Source organism: Mycoplasma sp. 06067-C1-B144P-99-0482-3, from assembly GCF_051053925.1.
Classification (GTDB): Bacteria; Bacillota_I; Bacilli_A; order Mycoplasmatales; family Mycoplasmataceae; genus Mycoplasma; species Mycoplasma leachii.
In genome coordinates this window covers 1122640-1147005 of the sequence record NZ_CP144017.1, presented here as the reverse complement: position 1 = coordinate 1147005, position 24366 = coordinate 1122640, and the positions used below count along the sequence as shown (strand labels likewise).

Here is a 24366-nt window from a genome sequence, read left to right as displayed (position 1 = left end):
CGCCAAATAAAATCTTTATTTAATTAAAATTTAATAACCACACTATTTTTTGTTAAATTTATTAATAGAAAGAAAATATATGTTTTATTACGCTACGCACTCAGTTTTAATTCAAATAAATAAACTAAATGATAAATATTTAATTGGTGAACAAATTTTTGAACAAATTCCAAGTTATATTCTAAATAGCTTATATACTTCTGCTAATTGAAATAGAGCCTTAAAGTATTATTGTTTTAAAGGTAATTTAGTTGGTTATTATATGTTAAATTTTGACATTTATTTAGATTTTCAAGCTAAAGAGATTAACCTTTTAACTAAAAATAGTTTTTTTATTAATATTATTAATCAAAACCAATTTAAAACTGATTTTTTACAAAAAGTTTTAGATCATAAACATAGACATAGATTAGTATTGAATACTAATTTTGATATTGATAAAGATTTTATTATTAAAACTAATCCAAATATTTTTTTAGATATTTTAAGAATTTCATCTATTAATGGATTTTTTATAAATAATCAAATAGACTTAAATAAATATAAGTTTAAAGATGTATTTGTATTAAGTGATAAATTTGAATTTGTAATCACTAATAAAAACCAAAGAATTTATAAAATACCAAAAGATCAATTAAGTATTGATAATAAGCCAATTTTTATTGATTTAATTAATTGTAAAACCTATTTAATTACTACTTTAAATTGATCTCATCAAATAGTTTTAGAACTAGAATATGAAGATGTTAACAATATTATTAATTTAAAAACACAACTAATTGAGATTTTTAAAAATAACTTTGCAACTGATTTAAACTGACATTTATATAACCTAACTTTAGATGAAACATATTTAGCTAATGCAATTAAAGAAGTGTTTGAAAATAATTCATTTATTATTTCTATTAATGTATTAGAAAAAATTTTTAAAAAATTACTTATAAATTATTTTTTTATTATCTTTCGTTCAAAAAGTTTGATAAATCTTATAAAAGGCTATATTAAAACTAATGAAGATACTTTAATCTTTAATAATCTTTTAAATAGATATAACAAATAATTTACTTAATAATTTTTAAAATTTAAAATAAATTAATTATTAAAAAAATTACTAATAAACAAATGTAATCTAAACTTTTTGTTATTGTATTAAGAAAAAAATGATTAAAAAAGCAAAATTATTTTAAAAATAATAAAAACTAGTAAAAACTAGTTTAAAACTTTTATTAATCTATTTGTTTTTAGTAATCTATAAATAGATATAAATAAACTTAGTTAGGAGAAAAAAGTATGCATATTGATAAAAATGCCGATATTGCTAGTGTTGTACTAATTGCAGGAGATCCTAGAAGAACTAAGTGAGCTTGTGAAAACTTGTTAACTGATTATAAACTAGTAAGCGATGTAAGAAATGCTTTTGTTTATACTGGTTATTATAAAAATCATAAAGTTAGTTTTGCTACAAGTGGAATGGGTCAACCTTCAATTGCTATTTATGCTCATGAGTTATTTAATGATCATAATGTTGATACTATTATTAGAGTTGGAACTTGTGGAACATATAATAATGATATTAAAATAGGAACTGTAATTGAAGCAAAAAATGCTTTTAGTGAAGTAAATATTTTTGAACCAGATAAAACAGGATGACAAAAAAATCAACCTAGTTTAGATTTAAATATTGGTTTTAAAGCAAATGTTCACTGTAGCGATGTGTTTTATAGAATATCTAAATTAGATGTAAAAGAACATAATTTAGATGTTGTTGATATGGAAAGTTTTGCTTTGTTTTATTTAGCAAATCATTTTAATAAAAAAGTAGCTACTATTTTAACTGTTTCAGATAATTTAAACGATCATTCAAATGACTTAACTGCTAAGCAAAGAGAAAAAGCTACACTAAAAATGTATCAAGATGTTCTAGAAAAATTATTTACAAATTAAAAACCTTAGCTGTTTGCTTGCTAAGGTCTAATTTTTATAAGTATGTTTATTTTGTATCTTTTATATTTAATTGCTGTTTTAGTTCGTCAATTTGCTGTTCTAAATCAGCAATTTTTTCTTCTAACTGTAAAAAGAGTTGTTTATAAGAATTAGCACTATTTTTTGGTCTGCCGATTTGATTACTTAAACCTTTTATTCCTTTTTCTTTAAACTGTTTTTCTCACAAAGCAACAGTTGAAGAATTTTTAATACTAAATAGTTTTATGGTTTCTGGATAGCTTAAGTTATATTCTTTTTTATGATTAATAACATGTAGTTTAAATTCTGGATCATATTTAGTATGAACTACACTTTTACTAATTCCTTGCTCAGCAAACATATTATATTGATGAATTCAATCTCTGATTGTTCATATACCAATATCATATTTACTTGCTAAAGATTTAACTGAAGCTCCCTTTTTATGTTCTTCTATAATTTGTAGCTTAAAATCAAGGTCTTTTGGCAGCATATTTATACTCTTTTTCTATTTAATAGTTATTATAAAGATAAAAATTAATAAATTACATAAATTTTAAAATATCTCTTATCACTAAGTTTTTATTTAATTCATTTAAAATTTCATGTCTAAAATTTGGATAAATAATTAATTGAGAACTATAACCTAATTTATGTAATTTATTATTGAACTTAACTGCATCTTTACTAAAGTGACTTACAGGATCATCACCACCAGTTAATAACAAAATTCTTAGATTTTTATTCATCTTTTTTAAGTTCTTAGTTTTTAAATTAAACAACATCCCTTTAAACATATCTTTAAAAGCACTACTACTAAATACAAATCCACATAATTTATCATTTAAAAATTGATTTTGGATTTTTTTATTTCTAGTTAATCATTCAACACCATTTGCATTATCAGTATTAAACTTTTTATTTAATTGTTTATAACTAATATTTCAAATAATTTTATTTGGTTGTTTTTATTTTATAAATAAAGAAGTTAAACTTGTTAAAAATAAGACTGAAATTAAAATAAAACTATTAGTTTGATTAGTTCCACTTAATATTAACCCTTTAATAGTATTTGAATATTTAATAGCATAACTTCTAGCTACAAAACTTCCCATTGAATGGCCAAACATATAAATTGGTAAATTAGTATAATTAGTTTCAATGTATTGATTAACTAGTAATTGATCTTCAATTAAATATTCTCAACCTTTAGTTTTATTAAAATATCCAAGCTCATTGTTTAAAACACTAGTCTCTCCATGACCTCTTTGATCAATACCAATTACTATTACATTGTTTTGATTCATCTTTTTTGCAAAAACCTCATATCTTTTTAAATGCTCACAACTACCATGAACTATTTGAATTACAGCCAGTGGTCTTATAACTTCATCTCATTTATATAAAACTATTTTTTTATTATCTTTAGTGTTAATAATTTCTGTTTTCATATAATCTCCTAAATTATTTATTAGATCAGTTGTGTAGCAAAAACTCATTTTGAGATGAGTTGATGTTTAATTTATAGACAATAAGTGTATTGCTTGTAAAATTTTTCAAGTTATATATTTATTTTATTAACAACTTTCTTAATTTTTTTTAATTACTTTTTGACTTTAACTTCTCTATTTTTAATTCCATTATAGTATTTATTTTTTTTATTTTGTTAGATTTTTAAATAAAATGGTAATCTAAATTGCAATTACAGTCTTAGAGAAATTAGAGAATAATAAACTTAAGAAAATAATTTTTAGACATAATAAAAGCGGCTATGCCGCTCTTTTTAATTTATAAATTTTTATTAGATTATTTTATTTTTTTTAAAAATTTTTTTATTTAAACCAATAGCTGTTCCACAAATACTAATTGCTAGTAAAGTTAAACCAGAACCTATACTAATTGCTATTTTTTGAGTTTTATCTAAAGAATTAGAATCAATTTTATTTTTTGATGAGTCACTATGTGAAAAATGCTTATTTTCTTGACCTATTGCTCTTAATAATTCATCATATTTTTTTAGTTTTTCTTCAGCTTCTACCTTATATTTTAATAATTCATTTTTTGAAGTATATTCGTTATTTAAAAGTTCTTTAAATTCTTCTAATTCTGCTTTTATTTTCAAATAGTCTTTTAAGATGCCTTGAAGTTTTTTGTTTTCTTCTAGTAATTTGTTACTAAAAGTATATTCTTTATCTAATAAATCTTTTGTTTCTAAAAGTTCTTTTTCAAGTTCTTCTAGTCTTTTTTTGTCTGTCTCATTTATGCTTTCATTTTTTAGAATAATACTTGTGTTATTGTTATTTTTTAAATAAATAGCTGTAATAATTAATAAAACTAGTAAAAAATTAATACCTAAAATATTGAATAATTTCTTCATAATTATTTAACCTCAACATACTTTGCATAATATAAGCAATTTAATTATATTTATAATTTCTAGAAAATATAATGTGTATTTTTAAAAATATTAATCAATAATAATTAAAAAATTAAAAATAAAAAAAGAAGTATAAAATACTTCTTAAAAAATTATTTTATAACGATGTAATTATCAGCTTTCTTTTCAGCGAATGCTCCTTTTTTAAAATTATCCTAATTACATCAATAATAAGTATTATACCTAAAGTAACAAAACGTAGTAATCAGAAAATAAATCTTCATAAACCAGGTCTACCCATTCTTTTACTACTATATTTAGTTTAGTATTTGTTATTCTCATTTCTCATGATGGACTACTTTTTATGTATAAAATAATAAAAATAATTAAATAAATACCTAAGGTAAACACTAGTGATAAGGAATCTATAATAGTTTTAAAAACTCTTCTTCAAAATCCAGCTATTTTCATTTTTATTCTTCTATTTTTTACTATTACATTAATAAGTATTTTTTTTAAATATTAATAAAAAGTATTTAAGTAAAAATTAAAATATTTTAAATAAATTTAAGGATTCAAGCTAACAGTTGTAAGTTTATCTTCTTTTAGTTTTTCTATTAATCCATCAATTATTCTAGGTTCTTTATTATTTTTAGTTAAATAATCATTACTTAAATAAAATAACTCCATTAGTTTGAACACGTACTGGTAAACTAACTTTTTGTCCTTGATATTCAAATAAGGGAATTGAAATATATCTACTTCCTAAGACATCTTCAACTTCTGTATTTAAAATTCCAATAACATTAAAAGAAGAATCAATAACCATAGAACCAGACGCACCTTGTTTTAAGGTAATTTGACCAAAAGGAACATTTGTATATAATGTTGAAAATTGATCAGCAATAGTTAAATTCATACTATGCTCATTATCAATAAATGGCTTGACATATTTTTATAGTTTTCATTTAGAGCATTATATTCTTTATTTTTTTGTTCATTATATTTTAGTCAAATATCTCTAAAGTAAATATCTTCTAAAACTTTTCTTTGTGTTGAAATTATTCCACCTTCTGATTTAAGACCTCTAAATTGAGTTTTTCTAATAAATGGATTTCAATGCTTAGGATAACCTGCATAAAATTGAGTTTGTAAAGGACTAAATTTAGAATTTTTAAACTTAATATATCAATCTTTTTCTTGATCTTTTTCAATAACTTTAGCTAAACTTGGCAAAAGTTTCTCTAATTTATTTTTTTGAATTTTTAAGCGTAAAGTTACAAAGTCAGCACCAGAATTATTTGTTTTTGATAAATAGTTGTTATCATTAAAATACTTATTTTTTTATTTATAGTCTTTAAAGAAAATGTGATCAGTACTATATCTAGGCATATAATAAGGAGCTTTTAAGTATTGTGAATAAATTTCAAATACTTCAATAGATTTATCTTTATCAACATCACTTTCAATTAAGCCGTTTTTATTATCTATTTTTTCTGTTCTATTAGCTTTTAAATAAATTTTCATTTTTCTATTATCTTCACTACTTGTTGTATCTTTTCCATCATAAAATCCAACAGGAAATTGTTTTCATTTATTATCTTCTAACTTATTATTAAAAATACTTTTATCAAAAGTTTTTCTTAAACTAAATACATGAATATTTGTAGCTAATAAAAGTTCATAGTTATTTTTATCTTCTTTATTATCAATTCTATCTATTATTCAAGCAGTTCCTGAAGCATTAGCAAAGTTTAATCTTTCAATTTCTTGTAAAGTTTTTTCATCTTGATCAATAACTCATTGTTTTACATTAATTTCTAATTGAAAACTACGTTCGTGAATGTATTTAAAATAATCTTCATTAGTTTTTAAAAAGTTATTTTTATCTTTAGTAGTTTTATAATAGTATTTTTTATTTTTTGTTTTGATCAATAGCTCAAAACTTCCTTTAATATCATCGTGCTTAGATTTTAAATTAATAATATCTTTTATTTTAAAAAGTTTTTCTAATGAATTAAAACTTGCATAAGACAATAATTGACTTAAATTAGATGGTAAAGACCCAAAAGGATTTGTTTTAACTAGAGTTTTAAAATCAAAATCTGTAGAATTTAAACCTTTAATTTCTTCATCTTTTAATTGTTCTAGTTTTTGTTGTTTTATTGAATAAGAAAGTGGAATATGTGGATTATAAAATTTAGTTTTACTAATTTTATCTTCTTCAATGTTTCCATATTCTTCTAATTTTGAAGCAAGTTCTCAGTAGTTTTTTTGATATTCTTTATGATCATAAAGAGTAAAATCAATATTATTATTTTTTACAAAGTTATTAAATTCTTTTTGACCAGTTATATAATCTTTAGTTTGTTTATGAATTTGATATGGTGTTAGGTCTTTTAATTTATTAATATCTAAAAAATGTGAATTAAATAGTTGAATTTCATCATTTTTATCTATTTTATTATTTGAATCACTTTGATTCTGATTTTGATTTGTTTGATCATTTTGATTTTGATCATTATTTGAATTATCATTGTTATTAGGTTTTTGATCAATTTTATTTGAATCAGTTTTATAACAAGAAATAGTAAGAACGCTTGGTATAAGAATGATATTTGATACAAAAAGAAATTTAAGTTTATTTGTTAGTTTATTCATATAAGAATTCTCCAACATAATTTTAGTATTAGTCTATAGGAATTCTTTTTTAAAAGATGAATTAAATTTAACAAAATAAAAACTTTAATAAAACTATTAAGGTTAATTACAATTTAATATCATAAGTTATAGTAGAATTTACTAATTTATTAGTCATTCTTTTTTAAGTACTCTAAAAGATCACTAACATGTTCAATATGATCAACATTTCTAAATTCTTTTAATAAATTTAATTGGTTATCTAAAACAAATGTTGAACGTTCATATTTAACAAATGGTTCATCATCTAAAACAATTGTTTCACTTGTTAAGTTAAATTCATTTACTAAATCTTTGTTTAAATCAGAAAGTAATAAAAAGCTTAAATTTTGTTCACAACAAAATTCATCATTTTTATTAGGTTCATCTTGACTAACTCCAACTACATTAAATCCTAATTGCTTAAATTCATCTAAATGTTTTTGATATTCTATAACTTCTAAAGTACATAAAGAGGTTTTAGCTTTAGGATAAAAAAAGATAACAAGACCTTTTGGTCCAACTAAGCTGTTTAATTCTACTAAGTTATTTTTATGATCTTTTAATTGATAATTTGTCATAACTTCCTCCTTAAAATCATATGAATATTGTAGTCCTTTTTTTAAAAAAAGCTAATCTAAAGTTTTTTGTCATCATTTATTAATTTTTTCAATATTTTAAATTATGAATTATAAATTAATAAATGAACTACACTAAATTTACTTTAAATTTTTTATAATTACGTTATTAAGAAACCTAGAACCCCTTATTCTGCACTAAAATTGAGAAAATAGGGTTTGTGAGAGAATAAATTTTATTTAAATATTTGTTAAATTAAAAATCCATTTTATTCAAGCAAAAACTGAATTAGATCTTCTCTCCACTAGATTTTTACTACATACGTTATTTTCCAGCATAATGCTAATAATTTTTTCCTTGGTTGGGAATTGTTGGTTAGTATAAGTTTGGATAAACAATTCGTTAAATATCTTATGTTCTAGAATTAAATTTACCAATTTTAATTGACGTTGTTTGTAATTAAGTTTTATTATCTTTTTAGCTGTATTAGTCAAAAACACTTGTTTGGTATTTTTATTCTTATCTCACAATTTTAAATATTTACCAGCATTAAAATAATAGTCAGCTTGCCTATCTGTAAAATTCATAATTTGCGCAATTTGTTTTTTAGTTTTAGTTTTTCTTGATAAAAATTCTAATATATCTATAATTCTTCAAAAAGAATCTGCTTGAATAAAAACAGTATCCGATTCATATTGGTTATCTGTGTAAATAACTTTAGTTTCTAAAAAAACTTTATAAATATCATCAAGTGTTATTTTAGTATCGTATAAAGAGTAGCTTTTTTGTTTAATTAGTTTAATCGAAGATAAATTATTAATATCTTCAAATTTATATTCAAATAATCTAAAAATTTGATTAAAGTAATTTATAAAGACTAATCTAATAGGTTTTTCAACTTTATTAGATCATAGTCTAAATGGATAGTACAATTGTCTAATATTAAAGTCTGGATCACTTGATAATTTTGCTTCTAAAATAACAAGTGATTTTTTGTTTTCTAAACCGGCATCTATTTCGCATTGAGAATTATTAACTTCAATTTTCATACTTTTGTTATCTATTTTATCTATAAAAAAATCAAAGTTTTTTGTTCACATTCTACCAAAGAATGTCATTGTATTATCGTTTTCGACTAAAAAATTATCTAATGTTTTAGTTAGAATTAAGCTCATAATAGCACTTGATTCAGAAGAAATATTATTAATGTTAATTGACTGATAATTATGTTCAATTATGATTTTTTCTATATTATGTTTATTATTTTCACCAAGCTGACCAATATATTCATATAGTTTAAAACTAGATAGTATATATTTCTTTTTACTAATAGGTAAAATATTAATATTGTGTTGTTTGAAAATTTCAGGTAGTTTTAAAGAACTATCGAATTTAGCCATTAATCTTGGTTCATTAAATTCCTTAATAGTTTCAGTTTTTATTATATAAAAACCTTTTTTATTTATTTCATCTAGAATTTTGTATTTATCAAAAAGTTTGTTTCAAGCATCATTTATATTCATACTAATAATTCCTTACTAATATTTCGTTAATTTCTCCTCTTTTATCAGATTTGCTATTAATTACTCTTTTAGCCTTGATAATAGTAATTGTATAATTCTTATATAAATCTTTTATAAATGGATGATCTGAATTAGACAATAAAAACTTAACCCCCTTTTTATTCAATGCATCACAGATTTGCTTTAATTTGATTTGTTGATTTGCATCAAAACCGCTTTGTGTATAACCTGTAAATGAAGAAGAGCTACTTAAAGGCATATAAGGAGGATCTAAATAAACAAAATCCCCCTTTTTAAGATTTTTAAGAACTTCTTCGTAACTTTTGTTAATAATTTGAATATTATTATCATTAAAATATCTTGACATTTCTGATATATTGTTCAAATCAAATATATTTGGCTTTTTGTATCTACCATATGGGGTATTAAATTGACCTGCCTTGTTTACTCTAAACAATCCGTTATAGCAAGTCTTGTTTAGGTAAATTATTCTTGCTGCTCTAAAAACGTTATCTAATTGATGAAAATCATTATTTCTATCTAATGATCTTAAGTCATAAAAATACTTTTCTGAATTTAGTGATTTTAATTCTTTTAATTTAGATATTAATTCCTTAGGGTTATTTTTAATAGTGTTATAAACATTAATCAATTCTTTATTTAAATCGTTTACTATAGCTTTTTTTGGCTGAACAAAAAATAATACAGCTCCGCCACCTAGAAAAGGTTCAACATACGTATTGATTTTCTCTGGTATTAGAGGAATAATTTCATTCAATAATTGTCTTTTTCCTCCAACTCATTTTAATATTGGAGTTAAATTGTATTTTGCTTTTTTCATTATTCCACCCCACAGTTTAGTATTTTTTCAACTTATATTTTATATTTATTTTCTTTAAATAGTTAATAATAAAAACATAAGCTTAAATTTGGTTTTGTTGAGTTACAAGTAGCTGCTTATCATTTTTTATAATATGTATAAAAAGGTAAGATTAGACATCTAATTTATTTTATCTTTCTAGAAAATGTAGAAAATAAAATAATATAAGGATTCAATAGATTTTATATATTTGGAATGTCTTCAATAGTTTTTGTTACTATCTTATTCAATAGTTTACTATTTTAGTTAATTAAAGAAATAAAAGCAAGAGATTAGGAGGATAAGACAAAGTTAGTAATTAAGTCAAAAAATAAAAACATAATGTCTTACTTTCGGTAATCTTTTTCTTAAAAATTCTCCACTTTTTAAAATTTTTGCGCTATCTTTAATCATAATTTTGATTTTTTTAAATTTAAGTAAATACTATAAAAACCTAGTACACATAATAGTTTTAAAAATTTTTTGTTCAAATTAACTTATTTTATTAGATAATTTATAGCACTATGTTATTATAGTTTTAAGAAAGAGTGAAATATATGTTCAGAAAGATATTTAAAATACTAATTTCTTTAGTTTTAGCTATTATTGTTATTTTGATTGGAATTATTGTTTTAGGATTTTCACAATCACAAATTGATGCAAATTTCTTACAAAGAGCTACAAAAGTTCTTAAAGACACTAGCACAATTGATTTATTAAAATTAAACGTAGCAACATTAGGACAAAAAATCGGAGTATTATTAGTTATTTACATAGGACCACTAATTTTTATAACTGGTTTTATTTGAAACTTTTTTAAATTATTATTTGGTATATTTAAAAAATAAATAAGATAGAATAATTCAATGAGTAACAAAAAAATAATTATTAATTGAATTTCTTATTTTAAAAGTATTAAATATATTGTTTTAACAGCAATTTTGTCAAGCTTATTAACAGTTATAGCCTTAACTACTTCTATGATTCAAATAGCAGGAACTGCTTTGTTTCAAGTTGCAGATGGGTTGTTTTTAAGTTTGACTTTTTTTATTCTTGGTCCTATGATGCTAGTTGTTGGTTGTGTTTATGCAATGATTTTTAATTTAGTTTCAGGAGCAGCTTTTTATGTTCCTATTTCAATTATTATTCATATTTTAATGTTTGTTTCAATTAAATTATTAATGTATAAATTACCATTTTATTTAAATATAATGATTTCTGAACTCTTTATATTTTTATATGTTTTATATGCTTATGTAATTAATTATTATTCTAATTCTAGTGATACTAGTCAAGCTAATGTTAAAGCACTAATATCTTTAATAGCTGATTTTATTCAATATTTAGTATCAGTAATTTCTGCAATAGTTTTATATAATGTGTTTAATACTCAAAGTTTTTTAAACTTATTTAAAAAATTAGATATTGATATTTATAAAAATAAATAAGCTTTTTGCAATTTTATATTTGATTTATATGTAGTGATAAAATAAAACCATAAATGCCAATCATAAATAGTATGACATTTTATTATATATATTTGTTTGATTAAGGAGAATAATATGAAAATAGGATTACCTAAAGAAATTAAACAAAATGAAAATCGTGTTGGTATTACTCCTATGGGAGTTGTTGAATTAGTTAGAAATAATCATGAAGTTTTAGTTGAATCAGGAGCTGGATTAGGTAGTGGTTTTAGTGATCTTGAATATGAAAAAGCAGGAGCAAAAATCACTAAAAATGTAGAAGATGTTTGAAAACAAGAAATGATTGTTAAAGTTAAAGAACCTTTAAAATCAGAATACAAATATTTTTATGAAAACCAAATTATTTTTACTTATTTTCACTTAGCTGGTTTAAAAGATTTAACAGAAGAATTAATCAAAAATAAAGTCATTGCTATTGCTTATGAAACTGTTCAAACACCAGACAAAGCTTTACCTTTATTACGTCCAATGAGTGAAGTTGCTGGAAGAATGGCAGTTATTATTGCTTCAAATTTATTATTAAAAAATACAGATAAAGATGCTTTAGGAGTACTTGTTAGTGGAACTCCTGGAACTCCAAAAGCTAATATTACTATTATTGGTGGAGGAGTTGCTGGGTCTTCAGCTCTTAGATTAGCAATAGCTATGGAAGCTAATGTTACTATAATTGAATTTAATGAAAATAGAATTAGACAACTATATGAAACATATGGACACAAAGCAAACATATTAAAATCAAATTATGCAAATATTGCAAAAGCTGTTAAAGAAAGTGATGTAGTTATTTCAACTGTATTAATTCCTGGTAAGTTAGCACCCAAATTAGTAACAACAGAAATGGTAAAAACAATGAAACCAAATAGTGTTATTATTGATGTTGCTATTGATCAAGGTGGAAGTGTTGAAACAGTTAATCATATAAGTTCACATGCTAATCCTACTTTTATAAGACACAATGTTATTCATTACTCAGTTCCAAACATTCCTGGAGCAGTTCCAAGAACTTCAACAATTGCTTTGACTAATGCTACACTTACTTATGTAGTAGAAATTGCATCAAAAGGGTGAAAAAAAGCTATTCAAGACAATAGTGCATTAAAATTAGGTGTACAAACTGTTAATGGTAAATTAGTTTATAAAAATGTTGCTGATTCATTAAATATTCAATATACAGAAATAGATAATGCAATATAATAAAAAAACAAAATCTAGCACCCCCCCCCGCTAGATTTTTTATATCTATTTTTAAATCTTAATTAAATTGATTAGAAACAATAAGAATATTTTTTTAATTAGAAAATAGATTGTGTTTTTAGGTTTTAACTTTTTTATTATCAATTTTATTATGTTATTAGTAAGTTGTATTTATGTAATGATTTTTAATTAATATTTATTTTAATTCTTGTGCAAATTTTAATAATTGAGAATAGGACAAAATTATTATTTAGTTGAACTTTTATTAAATTTATTTAGCCTATTAATAAATTAGATATTGATATTTACTATATACTTTATTAAAAAAATGTTAAAATAAATGTTTCCTAGGTTATAATATTATGAAAACTAAAAAGGAGATAGAGAATGAAAAAATATTTTTGCAATTTAAAAACAAGTATTAGTCAAAACAAAAAACAATACTTAATTAGGTTAGGTTGTTTACTAATTGGATTGTATTTGTTTTCATTGTCAATTGCTTTATATGTACCAACAGCAGTAGGAGCAAGTCAAGTAGATTTTACAAACTTTAGTATATTAGCATTGTTTAAAGATTGAGCAAAAGTTGGAGACAAAACTGTTGAAGGATTAGTTGCTGCAACTAATTACAAACTAGCTTTAATGTCATTATATGGATTTTTATTACTAGTTTCAGTTGTGTTTCTAGTGTTATCAATTATTAGAGAATACAAAATAACAAAAGATAAAAAGTTATGATTACAATTAATACCACTAATTGTTTTAGATGTAATAATTAACGTCGGATTATCATATGTAATTGATGGTCAAATTGAAATGTTAAAAGTAATTGGATATTTAGATTGATTGTTTAATCAATCAACTGCTTACCAATTTAGAACAATATTTTTCACAATTGCATTTGTTTTATATATTGTTGGACTAACATTTTGAATTCACTCAGGTTGATTATTAGGATCATATAACTCAATCAACACAAACTTTATGAGATTAACTAAATTACCATTTAATGTTTCAAGAGTGTTAATGGATGTATTAATTATTATTCCTGGAGTTATTATGCTTTTAGTAAATCCTATATCTTGAGATATTAAAGCTAAATTCTTACTAAACTATGTAAATATTGGTACTATAGGATTCTTATTCTTAGCAGGACCAATGTTAGGAAAAACATTAGGATTACTTAATAAGATTACAAAAATATATCAATAATATCAAAACAAGCTACGGCTTGTTTTTTGTTTTAAGAATTACTTATAATATAATTAATTTTAATAAAAGGAGTTTTTTGTAATGCTAGACATTAATTATATTGAACAGAATTTAGATGAAGTAATTCAAAGATTAAATAAACGTAATCAGCAAGATTATAGTGAAGATTTAAAATATGCAGTAGAAAAAAATCTTAAAAGAAAACAAATATTAGTTAAATCTGAAGCATTAAAATCTAGAAAAAATCAGTTATCAAAAGAAATTGGAATATTAATTAAAGATAAAAAAAATGAACAAGCTGACAAAGCAAAAGCTGAAGTTGTTAGTTTAAATGAACAAATTATCAAAATAGATGATGAGTTAAGAACTGTTAATGATCAAATCTTAGAAAAACTATCATATATTCCTAATTTGCCACACAAAGATATTTATTTTGGTAAAAGCGATGAAGATAATGTTGAAATTAGAAAATCAAACCATTCCAATTTATTAAAACATTCTACTCCACATTGACAAATAGCTACAAAATTAGGTCTAGTAGATTTTGAAAAGGGAGTTAAATTGAGTGGGTCAAGATTTTTAATTTATACTGGATTAGGTTCAAAATTAGTTAGATCCATTGCTGATGTTTTATTAAAAAGACATGAAAAAAATGGCTATAAGGAAATTTTTTGTCCTTTAATTGTAAATAAAAGCGTTATGTTAGGAACAGGCCAATTACCAAAATTTAGTGAAGATATGTATCAAGTTGGAGAACAATATTTAATTCCAACAAGTGAAGTTCCTTTAACTAATTTGCATGCTAATGAAATTTTGACTTATGATGTTTTACCTTTAAAATATACTTCTTTTACTCAATGTTTTAGACAAGAAGCAGGAAGCGCTGGAAGAGATACTAAAGGAATGATTAGATTACATCAATTTAATAAAGTTGAGTTAGTAAAGATTGTTCATCCAGAAGAATCAATGAATGAATTAGAAATGCTAATTAAGGATGCTGAAGATGTTTTAAATATGTTTGATTTACCTTATAGAGTTGTTGAATTATGTAGTGGAGATATTGGTTTTAGTTCTGCTAAAACCTATGATTTAGAAGTTTGATTTCCAGAACAAAATAAATATCGTGAAATATCTTCATGTTCAAATTGTACTGATTTTCAAGCTAGAAATATGCAAACAAGATTTAAAGATAAAGATTCAAAAATTAAATTAGTTCACACATTAAATGGAAGTGGAGTTGCAGTTGATAGACTGATTGCAGCTATTTTAGAAAATTATTGAGATGGTGAAAAATTAATTTTACCAACATTATTAAGACCGTATTTTAATAACCAAGAATTTATTAAATAATTATTTGGTTAATTAGTTTATAAAATTTATTATTTTTTGATTTACTATAATTATTTATTTTGTAATTAAAATTACATAGAAAAAGAGAAATTTATTATGCCAATCATTAAGTTTAGTGGTTTAGAAAAAGATCAAGTTAAACAATTCTCAAAAAATATTGAAAAAATTGCAGATTTAGTAAAAGCAGATTCAAAAAATATTTTTGTTATTTGAGAAAATTCTGAAATTTTTATAACAGAATGAAATACTAATCCAATTTATGTAACAGTTGAGTGAATGTCAAGACCAGATAAAGAACAGCTTCTAGCTGATTTTATTATTGATTATTTTAAAAATTATTCTCAAAAAGTATGAGTGTTTTTTACTGATGTAAATTCTAAGTTATATGCACACGGAAAAAGATTGGGTTAAAATGAAAATTGGTAATGTAGAAATTCAAGGTAAAGTAGTTCAAGGACCAATGGCTAGAGTTAGTAATGAAGCTTTTAGAATAATTTCAAAACAACATGGAGCTAGTTTAGTTTATGCTGAAATGGTTTCAGTTGCAGGAATGGTTCATGATAATAAAAAAACACTTGATATGTTAAATGTTAATAAAATTGAACATCCAATAAGTATGCAAATTTTTGGAAATAATGTTGAAGAATTTATAACAGCTACTAAGTGAATTGAAAATAATGTAAATTGCGACATTATTGATTTAAATTTAGGTTGTCCAGCTCCCAAAGTTGCTATACGTTCTCAAAGTGGATCGGCTTTATTAAAAACCCCCGAACTAATTTATGAAATTGTAAAAAATGTTGTTAAAAATACAACTAAACCAGTTACTGCAAAAATTAGATTGGGCTGAGATAAAAATAGTGTTAATGCTGTTGAAGTTGCTAAATTAATTCAAAAAGCTGGGGCAAGTGCAATTGCAGTTCATGCTAGAACTAGAAATGATTTTTATACTGGTCATGCTGATTGAGAAAAAATTAAAGAAGTAAAGCAAGCTGTTAGTATTCCAGTGATTGGAAATGGTGATGTTATTGATGGAAAATCTGCTAAAAAAATGTTAGATGAAACTGGTTGTGATGCTGTAATGATATCAAGAGCTTGTCAAGGAAATCCTTGAATTTTTGAACAAATTAATTACTATTTAAAAACAGGAAAAGAATTAGAAAAGCCTAGTTTTGATGAATGAAAAACAACAGTTTTAAGACATTTAAAATTGTTAGTAGATCTTAAAACTGAACCAGTTGCCATTAAAGAATTTAGAAAGCATTTAACTTGATATTTAGATGTTTTAAATAACAAACAACTAACTAAAATTCTAAAAGAAAAGGCCAATAAAATAGAAATTGTTAAAGATGTAGAAGATATTATTAAGGAGTATAGAGAAGAACAAATATGTTAGATGAAAGAAAATTTAGTGAACAAGAATTAGTTAGAAGAAATAAATATAAAAATTTAGTTGATCAAAATAAAGATCCTTACAAAATAACAAATTGAAAAAGAAACACTACACTATTAAAGTTAAATGAAAAATATAAAGATTATAGTAAAGAGGATTTATTAAATTTAAACCAAGAACAAGTTATTGTAGCTGGAAGAATTAAATTATATAGAGAAGCTGGTAAAAAGGCAGCTTTTGTTAATATTGATGATCAAGATTCAACCATTCAATTATATGTAAGATTAGATGAAATAGGTCAAGAAGCTTTTGAGGACTTTAGAAATTTAGATCTTGGAGATATTGTTGGTGTTAAGGGGATTATGATGAGAACAGATCACGGTGAATTATCAATTAGATGCAAAGAAGTTGTTTTACTTTCTAAAGCTTTAAGACCTTTACCTGATAAACATGCTGGAATTCAAGATATAGAAGAAAAATATCGTAGAAGATATGTTGATCTAATTATGAATCATGATGTTAGAAAAACATTTCAGGCTAGAACTAAAATTATAAGAACAATACAAAACTTTTTAGATAATAAAGGATATATGGAAGTTGAAACTCCTATTTTACATTCATTAAAAGGGGGGGCTTCTGCTAAACCATTTGTTACTCATTATAATGTTTTAAATACTGATGTTTATTTAAGAATAGCAACAGAATTACATTTAAAACGTTTAATTGTTGGTGGTTTTGAAGGGGTTTATGAAATAGGACGTATTTTTAGAAATGAAGGTATGAGTGCAAGACATAATCCTGAATTTACAAGTATTGAGTTATATGTTGCCTATGAAGATATGTTCTTTTTAATGGATTTAACAGAAGAAATTTTTAGAGTATGTAATTTAGCTGTAAATCCAAGTAGTGTAATAGAATATAACAATATTAAAATTGATCTATCAAAACCTTTTAAAAGATTACATATGGTTGATGGGATTAAACAGGTTACAGGTGTTGATTTTTGAAAAAAAATGACTGTAGAACAAGCGTTAGAATTAGCTAAAAAACATAATGTTTATGTTGAAAAACACCAAGAATCCGTTGGACATATAATCAACTTATTTTATGAAGAATTTGTTGAGTCAACTATTGTTGAACCTACATTTGTTTATGGTCATCCAAAAGAAATTTCTCCATTGGCAAAATCAAATCCAAATGATCCAAGATTTACTGATAGATTTGAATTATTTATTATTGGTAGAGAATATGCTAATGCTTTTAGTGAGTTAAATGATCCAATTGATCAATACGAAAGATTTAAAGCTCAATTAGAAGAAGAGTCTAAAGGAAACGATGAAGCAAATGATATGGATATTGATTTTGTTGAGGCTTTAGAATATGCGATGCCACCAACTGCAGGTATTGGTATTGGAATTGATAGATTAGTTATGCTTTTAACTAATTCTGACTCTATTAAGGATGTTTTATTATTTCCACAAATGAAACCAAAAGAATAAAAAAAGTAGAACTTTTGAAGTTCTACTTTTTTTATTAAAATCAAGTTTTTATTTATGATAAAAACCAACCTAGCAAATAAAAAGGTTGGTTTTTTACTAATTAATTAAATTTTTTAGTTGGTCAGGAGTAGCAAAGCCTATATGTTTGTTTTTTTGATTTCCATCTTCAAAAGTTATTAGTGTAGGAATTGACATTACTTTAAATTCTTCAGCAACTTGACGATTTAAATCAACATCCACATCCAAAAATTTAACACCATCTACTTTTTTAGCAAAATTATGAAGAACGGGTGCTAGCATTTTACAAGGTCCACATCAAGTAGCATTAAAATCTACTAATACTTTTCCTTCCTTAATTTCTTTGTCAAATTGTTCTTTTGAAGTAATTTTAATTATATCTGCCATTATAAACTCTCCTAGTCTATATTTAAAATTTTATCACAAATATATCTAGCAACACCATCTTTATCATTTGAATAATCTGTGATATCATCTGCTATCTCTTTTAGTTCAATAATTCCGTTTTTCATTGCAATACCAGTTGTACAAGCTTTTAGCAATGAAAAATCATTTGGTCCATCACCAAATCCATATGAGTGAGTAGTTGTTTCATCTAAATTCAAATATTGCATTACTTTTTTAACTCCACAACCTTTATCAACACCTTTAACTGAAATATCAAATACTCTATTGTTATAACTATCTACTTTATAGTTATCTGAATAATGATTCATTAAGTACTTATATTCATTAAGATTTTCTTCTGGTGTAGCTTTACTATTTGTAACAATATAAAAATGAGTTATAGGTTCATCAATTTGATCTGGTGAATCTATTGAAATGTATTTTAATCCCATAACTTGATGAGCTCAATATTTACTATTTCTACCTTCTGCAAAAACATAACAACAATTTGGAGAATAAAAAATTAATTTAGCAAAAAACTTACTATAATATCTATCAAATATTTCTTTGATGAACTCTTTTGGTAATGTCTGATCAAAAATAAGTTTGTCAGTTTTATAGTCATAAATTTGAGCACCATTACTTGCTACTATAATTCCTTTAAATTTATCAATTCCTAATAAATTAGCTTTTTGCTTTAAGTCTTTAATTGTTCTAGCAGTTATTGGGATTAAGTATATTCCTTTTTTGTATAATTTTTCAACAACTTCAATAGTTTTTGGTGAGAAGATGTAATCATCATACAATAATGTACCATCTAAGTCTGAAAAAATAATAATATTTTTTTTATTCATCATATTCCTTTCGTGTTTCTTATAATTATACCTATAAAATGCTAAATTAATATTCTATAGTATTTTAGCTTTAATTCAAGTATATATTAAAAAAGAACCACTAGGGTTCTTATAAACTGGCAGCTTGCTATTTTCTCACATAAGTAATATCTTCACCGTAATAGAGCTTAACTTCTGTGTTCGGCATGGGAACAGGTGTGACCTCTATGCTATAACCACCAGATTATTTTTTGATTGTTCTTTGAAAACTGATTATTAGTTTGAAATGTAAGTTAAAATTGCTTTTTTCTAAAATTCTCTCGATCTATTAGTAATGGTTAGCTTAATGCTTCGCAGCACTTACACACCCATCCTATCAACCATGTGGTCTACATGGGATCTTACATCTTATGAATGGGAAAATTCATCTTAAAGGAGGCTTCTCGCTTAGATGCCTTCAGCGATTATCCTTTCTGCACATAGCTACCCTGCTATGCCACTGGCGTGACAACAGGAGCACCAGAGGTGCATCCATTCCGGTCCTCTCGTACTAGGAACAGCTCTTTTCAATTTTCCAACGCCCACAACAGATAGGGACCAAACTGTCTCACGACGTTCTGAACCCAGCTCGCGTACCGCTTTAATGGGCGAACAGCCCAACCCTTGGAACCGACTACAGCTCCAGGATGCGATGAGCCGACATCGAGGTGCCAAACCTCCCCGTCGATGTGAACTCTTGGGGGAGATAAGCCTGTTATCCCCGGGGTAACTTTTATCCGTTGAGCGACGGCCCTTCCACACGGGACCGCCGGATCACTAAGTCCTACTTTCGTATCTGTTCGACTTGTAAGTCTCGCAGTTAAGCATCCTTCTACCTTTGCGCTCTATGTATGATTTCCAACCATACTGAGGATACCTTTGAGCGCCTCCGTTACTTTTTGGGAGGCGACCGCCCCAGTCAAACTACCCACCAGACACTGTCCTTAATCCAGATAATGGATTCAAGTTAGAAATCCAATATAACGAGGGTGGTATTCCAAGGTTGACTCCACTAGAACTAGCGTCCTAGTCTCATAGTCTCCCACCTATCCTCTACACGTTATACCAAATTTCAATATCAAGTTATAGTAAAGCTCCACGGGGTCTTTCCGTCTAGTTGCGGGTAACCGGCATCTTCACCGGTACTAAAATTTCACCGAGTCTGCAGCCGAGACAGCGAAGGGATCATTACACCTTTCGTGCGGGTCAGAATTTACCTGACAAGGAATTTCGCTACCTTAGGACCGTTATAGTTACGGCCGCCGTTCACCGGGGCTTCAATTCAAAGCTTTGCTTACGCTGACTTCTCCTTTTAACCTTCCGGCACTGGGCAGGTGTCACCCCCTATACATCGTCTTGCGACTTAGCAGAGAGCTGTGTTTTTGTTAAACAGTTGCCCCTCCCTCTTCACTGCGGCTCATCATAAATGAGCACTCCTTCTTCCGAAGTTACGGAGTTATTTTGCAGAGTTCCTTAGCTACAGTTATCTCGCTTGCCTTAGGATTTTCTCCTTGACCACGTGTGTTCGTTCTAGGTACAGGCAGTTAATTATTAAGTTAGAAGCTTTTCTTGGAAGCGTGGAGTCATATACTTCGTTATTAGGCGAACCGTTCACTCCCCTATTTTCACACTTCAATGTTAATACAATGCGGATTTGCCAACATTGCCATCTTTGTGCTTAGCCCGGGATATCCAGCACCCGGGATATACTATCCTTCTCCGTCACTCCATCACTAATTAACTGGTACAGGAATATCAACCTGTTGTCCATCGACTACGCTTTTCAGCCTCGCCTTAGGTCCTGACTAACCCTGGGTGGACGAACCTTGCCCAGGAAACCTTGGTCAAACGGCATGGAAGATTCTCACTTCCAAACGTTACTCATGCCGGCATAATCACTTCTAAACACTCCACCAGTCTTCACAGTCTGACTTCATTGTATTTAGAACGCTCCCCTACCACTGTATTTACATACAATCCATAGCTTCGGTGGTAAACTTAAGCCCCGGTACATTTTCGGCGCAGAATCACTCGACTAGTGAGCTGTTACGCACTCTTTAAATGATGGCTGCTTCTAAGCCAACATCCTAGCTGTCTGTGCAGTTCCACATCCTTACACACTTAGTTTACACTTAGGGACCTTAACTGACGATCTGGGCTGTTTCCCTCACGAGCATGGACCTTATCACCCATGTTCTGACTGCTGTGCAGAAATTATGGCATTCGGAGTTTAATTCTAATCAGTACCGCTAGGTGCAGCCATCATAGATTCAGTGCTCTACCTCCATAACAATTCACACAACGCTATCCTTAAAGATATATCGGGGAGAACTAGCTATCTCCAGGTTCGATTGGAATTTCACCGCTAGCCACAAGTCATCCAAAGTCTTTTCAACGAATACTGGTTCGGTCCTCCATTAGGTTTTACCCTAACTTCAACCTGCTCATGGCTAGATCACCTGGTTTCGTGTCTACTACTACATACTAAACGCCCTATTAAGGCTCGCTTTCACTACGGCTCCGTTTATATCAACTTAACCTTGCATGCAATAGTAACTCGCCGGCTCTTTCTACAAAAAGCACGGTATTACCCATTAACGGGCTCTACCTTCTTGTAAGCATATGGTTTCAGGGACTATTTCACTCCCCTTTCGGGGTGCTTTTCACCTTTCCCTCATGGTACTGGTTCACTATCGGTAAAATGGTAGTATTTAGGCTTACCAAGTGGTCTTGGCAGATTCCGACAAAATTTCACGTGTTTCGCCGTACTCAGGATACTTTATTGAGATCATTACATTTCATATACGGGGCTATCACCCTCTATGGCGCTACTTCCCAGTAGCTTCTATTATATAATGATTTTCTAACTCGAACAAAAGTCCTACAACCCCATTCCATAGAATGGTTTGGCCTGTTCCGTTTTCGCTCGCCGCTACTAACAGAATCATTATTATTTTCTTTTCCTCTAGGTACTAAGATGTTTCAGTTCCCTAGGTTCCCATCATATAAGCTATGTATTTACTTATAGATAACATGAGATAAATCATGTTAGGTTTCCCCATTCGGAAATTCCGGGATCAAAGCTTACTTCCAGCTCCCCCAGACTTATCGCAGGTAATCACGTCCTTCTTCGGCTCCATTTTCCAAGGCATTCACCATATGCCCTTACTATTTTTTAGAAAATCTTTCTAGCAATTTGTAACTCAATTAATTTTAGTTAATTGTTTTTGATGTCATTACGAATTTAATATCGTAATAATTATCTAATTATAAATATTGTTATAATCAGAAAATTACATTTCATCTAATATTCAGTTTTCAAAGAACAATCTATATTTTTAGAGATGTGTGACGATCTCTGAAAACTAAATAGAATTAAATAGTCAGTAATGTGAATATCTCCATAGAAAGGAGGTGATCCATCCGCACGTTCCCGTACGGATACCTTGTTACGACTTCACCCCAATCGCTAGTCCTACCTTGGGAAGCGCTCTCCAAATGGTTAAGCTACCTACTTCTGGTATTACCAACTCTCATGGTGTGACGGGCGGTGTGTACAAGACCCGAGAACGTATTCACCGCGACATAGCTGATTCGCGATTACTAGTGATTCCGGCTTCATGAAGTCGAGTTGCAGACTTCAATCCGAACTGAGACTGGTTTTTTGAGATTAGCTCCCCTTCACAGGATTGCAACTCTTTGTACCAGCCATTGTAGCACGTGTGTAGCCCAGGACATAAGGGGCATGATGATTTGACGTCATCCCCACCTTCCTCTAGCTTACACTAGCAGTCTCGTTAGAGTTCTCAACTTAATGTTAGTAACTAACGACAAGGGTTGCGTTCGTTGCGGGACTTAACCCAACACCTCACGGCACGAACTGACGACAACCATGCACCACCTGTCTCAATGTTAACCTCTACTATATCTCTATAGCTTTGCACTGGATGTCAAGCCCTGGTAAGGTTCTTCGTGTTGCTTCGAATTAAACCACATGCTCCACCACTTGTGCGGGTCCCCGTCAATTCCTTTGAGTTTCACTCTTGCGAGCATACTACTCAGGCGGAGTACTTAATGCGTTAGCTGCAGCGCTGAGTTACCCCAACACTTAGTACTCATCGTTTACGGCGTGGACTACTAGGGTATCTAATCCTATTTGCTCCCCACGCTTTCGTGCCTCAGCGTCAATAACAAGCCAGTAAGCCGCTTTCGCCACAGGTGTTCTTCCATATATCTACGCATTTCACCGCTACACATGGAATTCCGCTTACCTCTCTTGCATTCTAGTAATACAGTTTTCAAGGCGAACCGGAGTTGAGCTCCGGACTTTAACCTCAAACTTGCAAAACCGCCTACGCACCCTATACGCCCAATAAATCCGGATAACGCTTGCCACCTATGTATTACCGCGGCTGCTGGCACATAGTTAGCCGTGGCTTTCTGGTAAGGTACTGTCAAGATAAAGTCATTTCCTACTTTATTTTTTCTTCCCTTACAACAGAGCTTTACAACCCGAAGGCCGTCATCACTCACGCGGCATTGCTTCATCAGACTTTCGTCCATTGTGAAAAATTCCCTACTGCTGCCTCCCGTAGGAGTCTGGGCCGTATCTCAGTCCCAATGTGGCCGATCAACCTCTCAGTTCGGCTACGTATCATCGCCTAGGTGGGCTATTATCTCACCTACTAGCTAATACGCCGCATCCCCATCTCATAGTGAACCAAACGGTTCTTTTGACCTTTTCTCATGTGATAATAAGATCTACATGCGGTATTATCTTTCGTTTCCAAAAGTTATCCCCCGCTATAAGGTAGGTTAGATACGTGTTACTCACCCGTTCGCCACTGAGGTGCAAGCACCCCCGTTCGACTTGCATGTATTAGGCATGCCGCCAGCGTTTATCCTGAGCCAGGATCAAACTCTCATTTTAAAATTTTAAATAAAAGTGATTCTGACTATTTTTATTGTTATAAGT

19 protein-coding genes, 3 rRNA genes and 1 pseudogene are annotated in these 24366 nt (G+C 27.6%); 10 read left to right on the top strand and 13 right to left on the bottom strand.

Annotation, left to right across the window (positions count from 1 at the left end; genetic code table 4):
- The first annotated feature begins 79 nt into the window (after positions 1 to 79).
- Complete coding sequence (locus tag V2P32_RS05040) at positions 80 to 1060, top strand: hypothetical protein (RefSeq protein WP_434343572.1); 981 nt, start codon at positions 80 to 82, stop codon at positions 1058 to 1060.
- A 230-nt stretch (positions 1061 to 1290) separates the two neighbouring features.
- Positions 1291 to 1944, top strand: a complete 654-nt coding sequence (locus V2P32_RS05035; RefSeq protein WP_434343571.1) for a purine-nucleoside phosphorylase — start codon at positions 1291 to 1293, stop codon at positions 1942 to 1944.
- A gap of 46 nt (positions 1945 to 1990) precedes the next feature.
- On the opposite strand, the gene V2P32_RS05030 is transcribed toward V2P32_RS05035, so the two are convergent.
- The 8 genes and pseudogenes from V2P32_RS05030 to V2P32_RS04995 form a co-directional block, all read right to left on the bottom strand.
- A complete protein-coding gene (locus V2P32_RS05030) occupies positions 1991 to 2455 on the bottom strand; it encodes a helix-turn-helix domain-containing protein (protein WP_041159724.1) in 465 nt (154 codons plus the stop codon).
- 52 nt (positions 2456 to 2507) lie between these two features.
- The gene (locus tag V2P32_RS05025; protein WP_434343999.1) at positions 2508 to 2798 is read right to left on the bottom strand and encodes an alpha/beta hydrolase; all 291 of its coding nucleotides are present in this window, start codon (positions 2796 to 2798) and stop codon (positions 2508 to 2510) included.
- 132 nt (positions 2799 to 2930) lie between these two features.
- Positions 2931 to 3413 (bottom strand): alpha/beta hydrolase, encoded by a 483-nt coding sequence (locus tag V2P32_RS05020; RefSeq protein WP_434343570.1) that lies wholly within the window; start codon positions 3411 to 3413, stop codon positions 2931 to 2933.
- Positions 3414 to 3763: 350 nt separating this feature from the next.
- The gene (locus V2P32_RS05015; protein WP_434343569.1) at positions 3764 to 4339 is read right to left on the bottom strand and encodes a hypothetical protein; all 576 of its coding nucleotides are present in this window, start codon (positions 4337 to 4339) and stop codon (positions 3764 to 3766) included.
- Between the two features lie 567 nt (positions 4340 to 4906).
- Positions 4907 to 7000: pseudogene (locus tag V2P32_RS05010) on the bottom strand (MAG2960 family serine endopeptidase lipoprotein).
- A gap of 149 nt (positions 7001 to 7149) precedes the next feature.
- Positions 7150 to 7599: a peroxiredoxin gene (locus V2P32_RS05005; RefSeq protein WP_434343568.1), complete on the bottom strand. Its 450-nt coding sequence runs from the start codon at positions 7597 to 7599 to the stop codon at positions 7150 to 7152.
- A 237-nt stretch (positions 7600 to 7836) separates the two neighbouring features.
- Positions 7837 to 9120: a type II restriction enzyme gene (locus V2P32_RS05000; protein WP_434343567.1), complete on the bottom strand. Its 1284-nt coding sequence runs from the start codon at positions 9118 to 9120 to the stop codon at positions 7837 to 7839.
- A gap of 1 nt (position 9121) precedes the next feature.
- Complete coding sequence (locus tag V2P32_RS04995) at positions 9122 to 9961, bottom strand: DNA adenine methylase (RefSeq protein WP_434343566.1); 840 nt, start codon at positions 9959 to 9961, stop codon at positions 9122 to 9124.
- A 575-nt stretch (positions 9962 to 10536) separates the two neighbouring features.
- Here V2P32_RS04995 and V2P32_RS04990 point away from each other — a divergent pair.
- The 8 genes from V2P32_RS04990 to lysS all read left to right on the top strand — a co-directional run bounded on the left by V2P32_RS04990 (position 10537) and on the right by lysS (position 18114).
- On the top strand, positions 10537 to 10827 hold the full coding sequence (locus V2P32_RS04990) for a hypothetical protein (protein WP_434343565.1): 291 nt from the start codon (positions 10537 to 10539) through the stop codon (positions 10825 to 10827).
- A gap of 18 nt (positions 10828 to 10845) precedes the next feature.
- The gene (locus V2P32_RS04985; protein WP_434343564.1) at positions 10846 to 11427 is read left to right on the top strand and encodes a hypothetical protein; all 582 of its coding nucleotides are present in this window, start codon (positions 10846 to 10848) and stop codon (positions 11425 to 11427) included.
- 114 nt (positions 11428 to 11541) lie between these two features.
- Entirely contained in the window at positions 11542 to 12660 is a 1119-nt protein-coding gene (gene ald / locus V2P32_RS04980) for an alanine dehydrogenase (RefSeq protein ID WP_434343563.1), read from the top strand.
- A 387-nt stretch (positions 12661 to 13047) separates the two neighbouring features.
- Positions 13048 to 13872: an SPE_1075/MLC_0560 family membrane protein gene (locus tag V2P32_RS04975; RefSeq protein ID WP_434343562.1), complete on the top strand. Its 825-nt coding sequence runs from the start codon at positions 13048 to 13050 to the stop codon at positions 13870 to 13872.
- Positions 13873 to 13953: 81 nt separating this feature from the next.
- The gene (gene serS, locus V2P32_RS04970) at positions 13954 to 15222 is read left to right on the top strand and encodes a serine--tRNA ligase (RefSeq protein WP_434343561.1); all 1269 of its coding nucleotides are present in this window, start codon (positions 13954 to 13956) and stop codon (positions 15220 to 15222) included.
- A 96-nt stretch (positions 15223 to 15318) separates the two neighbouring features.
- Entirely contained in the window at positions 15319 to 15633 is a 315-nt protein-coding gene (locus V2P32_RS04965; protein WP_434343560.1) for a DUF1904 family protein, read from the top strand.
- Position 15634: 1 nt separating this feature from the next.
- Complete coding sequence (dusB, locus tag V2P32_RS04960; protein ID WP_434343559.1) at positions 15635 to 16618, top strand: tRNA dihydrouridine synthase DusB; 984 nt, start codon at positions 15635 to 15637, stop codon at positions 16616 to 16618.
- Positions 16612 to 18114 carry a lysine--tRNA ligase gene (gene lysS, locus V2P32_RS04955; RefSeq protein WP_434343558.1) on the top strand — a complete coding sequence of 501 codons (1503 nt, stop codon included), beginning with the start codon at positions 16612 to 16614 and terminating at the stop codon, positions 18112 to 18114. Before dusB ends, lysS begins: the two co-directional genes overlap by 7 nt.
- Before the next feature lie 96 nt (positions 18115 to 18210).
- Here lysS and trxA read toward each other — a convergent pair whose 3' ends face one another.
- The 5 genes from trxA to V2P32_RS04930 form a co-directional block, all read right to left on the bottom strand.
- Positions 18211 to 18519, bottom strand: a complete 309-nt coding sequence (trxA, locus tag V2P32_RS04950; RefSeq protein WP_434343557.1) for a thioredoxin — start codon at positions 18517 to 18519, stop codon at positions 18211 to 18213.
- 11 nt (positions 18520 to 18530) lie between these two features.
- Complete coding sequence (locus V2P32_RS04945; RefSeq protein WP_434343556.1) at positions 18531 to 19373, bottom strand: Cof-type HAD-IIB family hydrolase; 843 nt, start codon at positions 19371 to 19373, stop codon at positions 18531 to 18533.
- 114 nt (positions 19374 to 19487) lie between these two features.
- Positions 19488 to 19596, bottom strand: a 5S ribosomal RNA gene (rrf, locus tag V2P32_RS04940).
- A gap of 63 nt (positions 19597 to 19659) precedes the next feature.
- Positions 19660 to 22570, bottom strand: a 23S ribosomal RNA gene (locus V2P32_RS04935).
- A 228-nt stretch (positions 22571 to 22798) separates the two neighbouring features.
- Positions 22799 to 24321, bottom strand: a 16S ribosomal RNA gene (locus V2P32_RS04930).
- The 16S, 23S and 5S rRNA genes sit together here, the layout of an rRNA operon.
- Between the last annotated feature and the right edge of the window lie 45 nt (positions 24322 to 24366).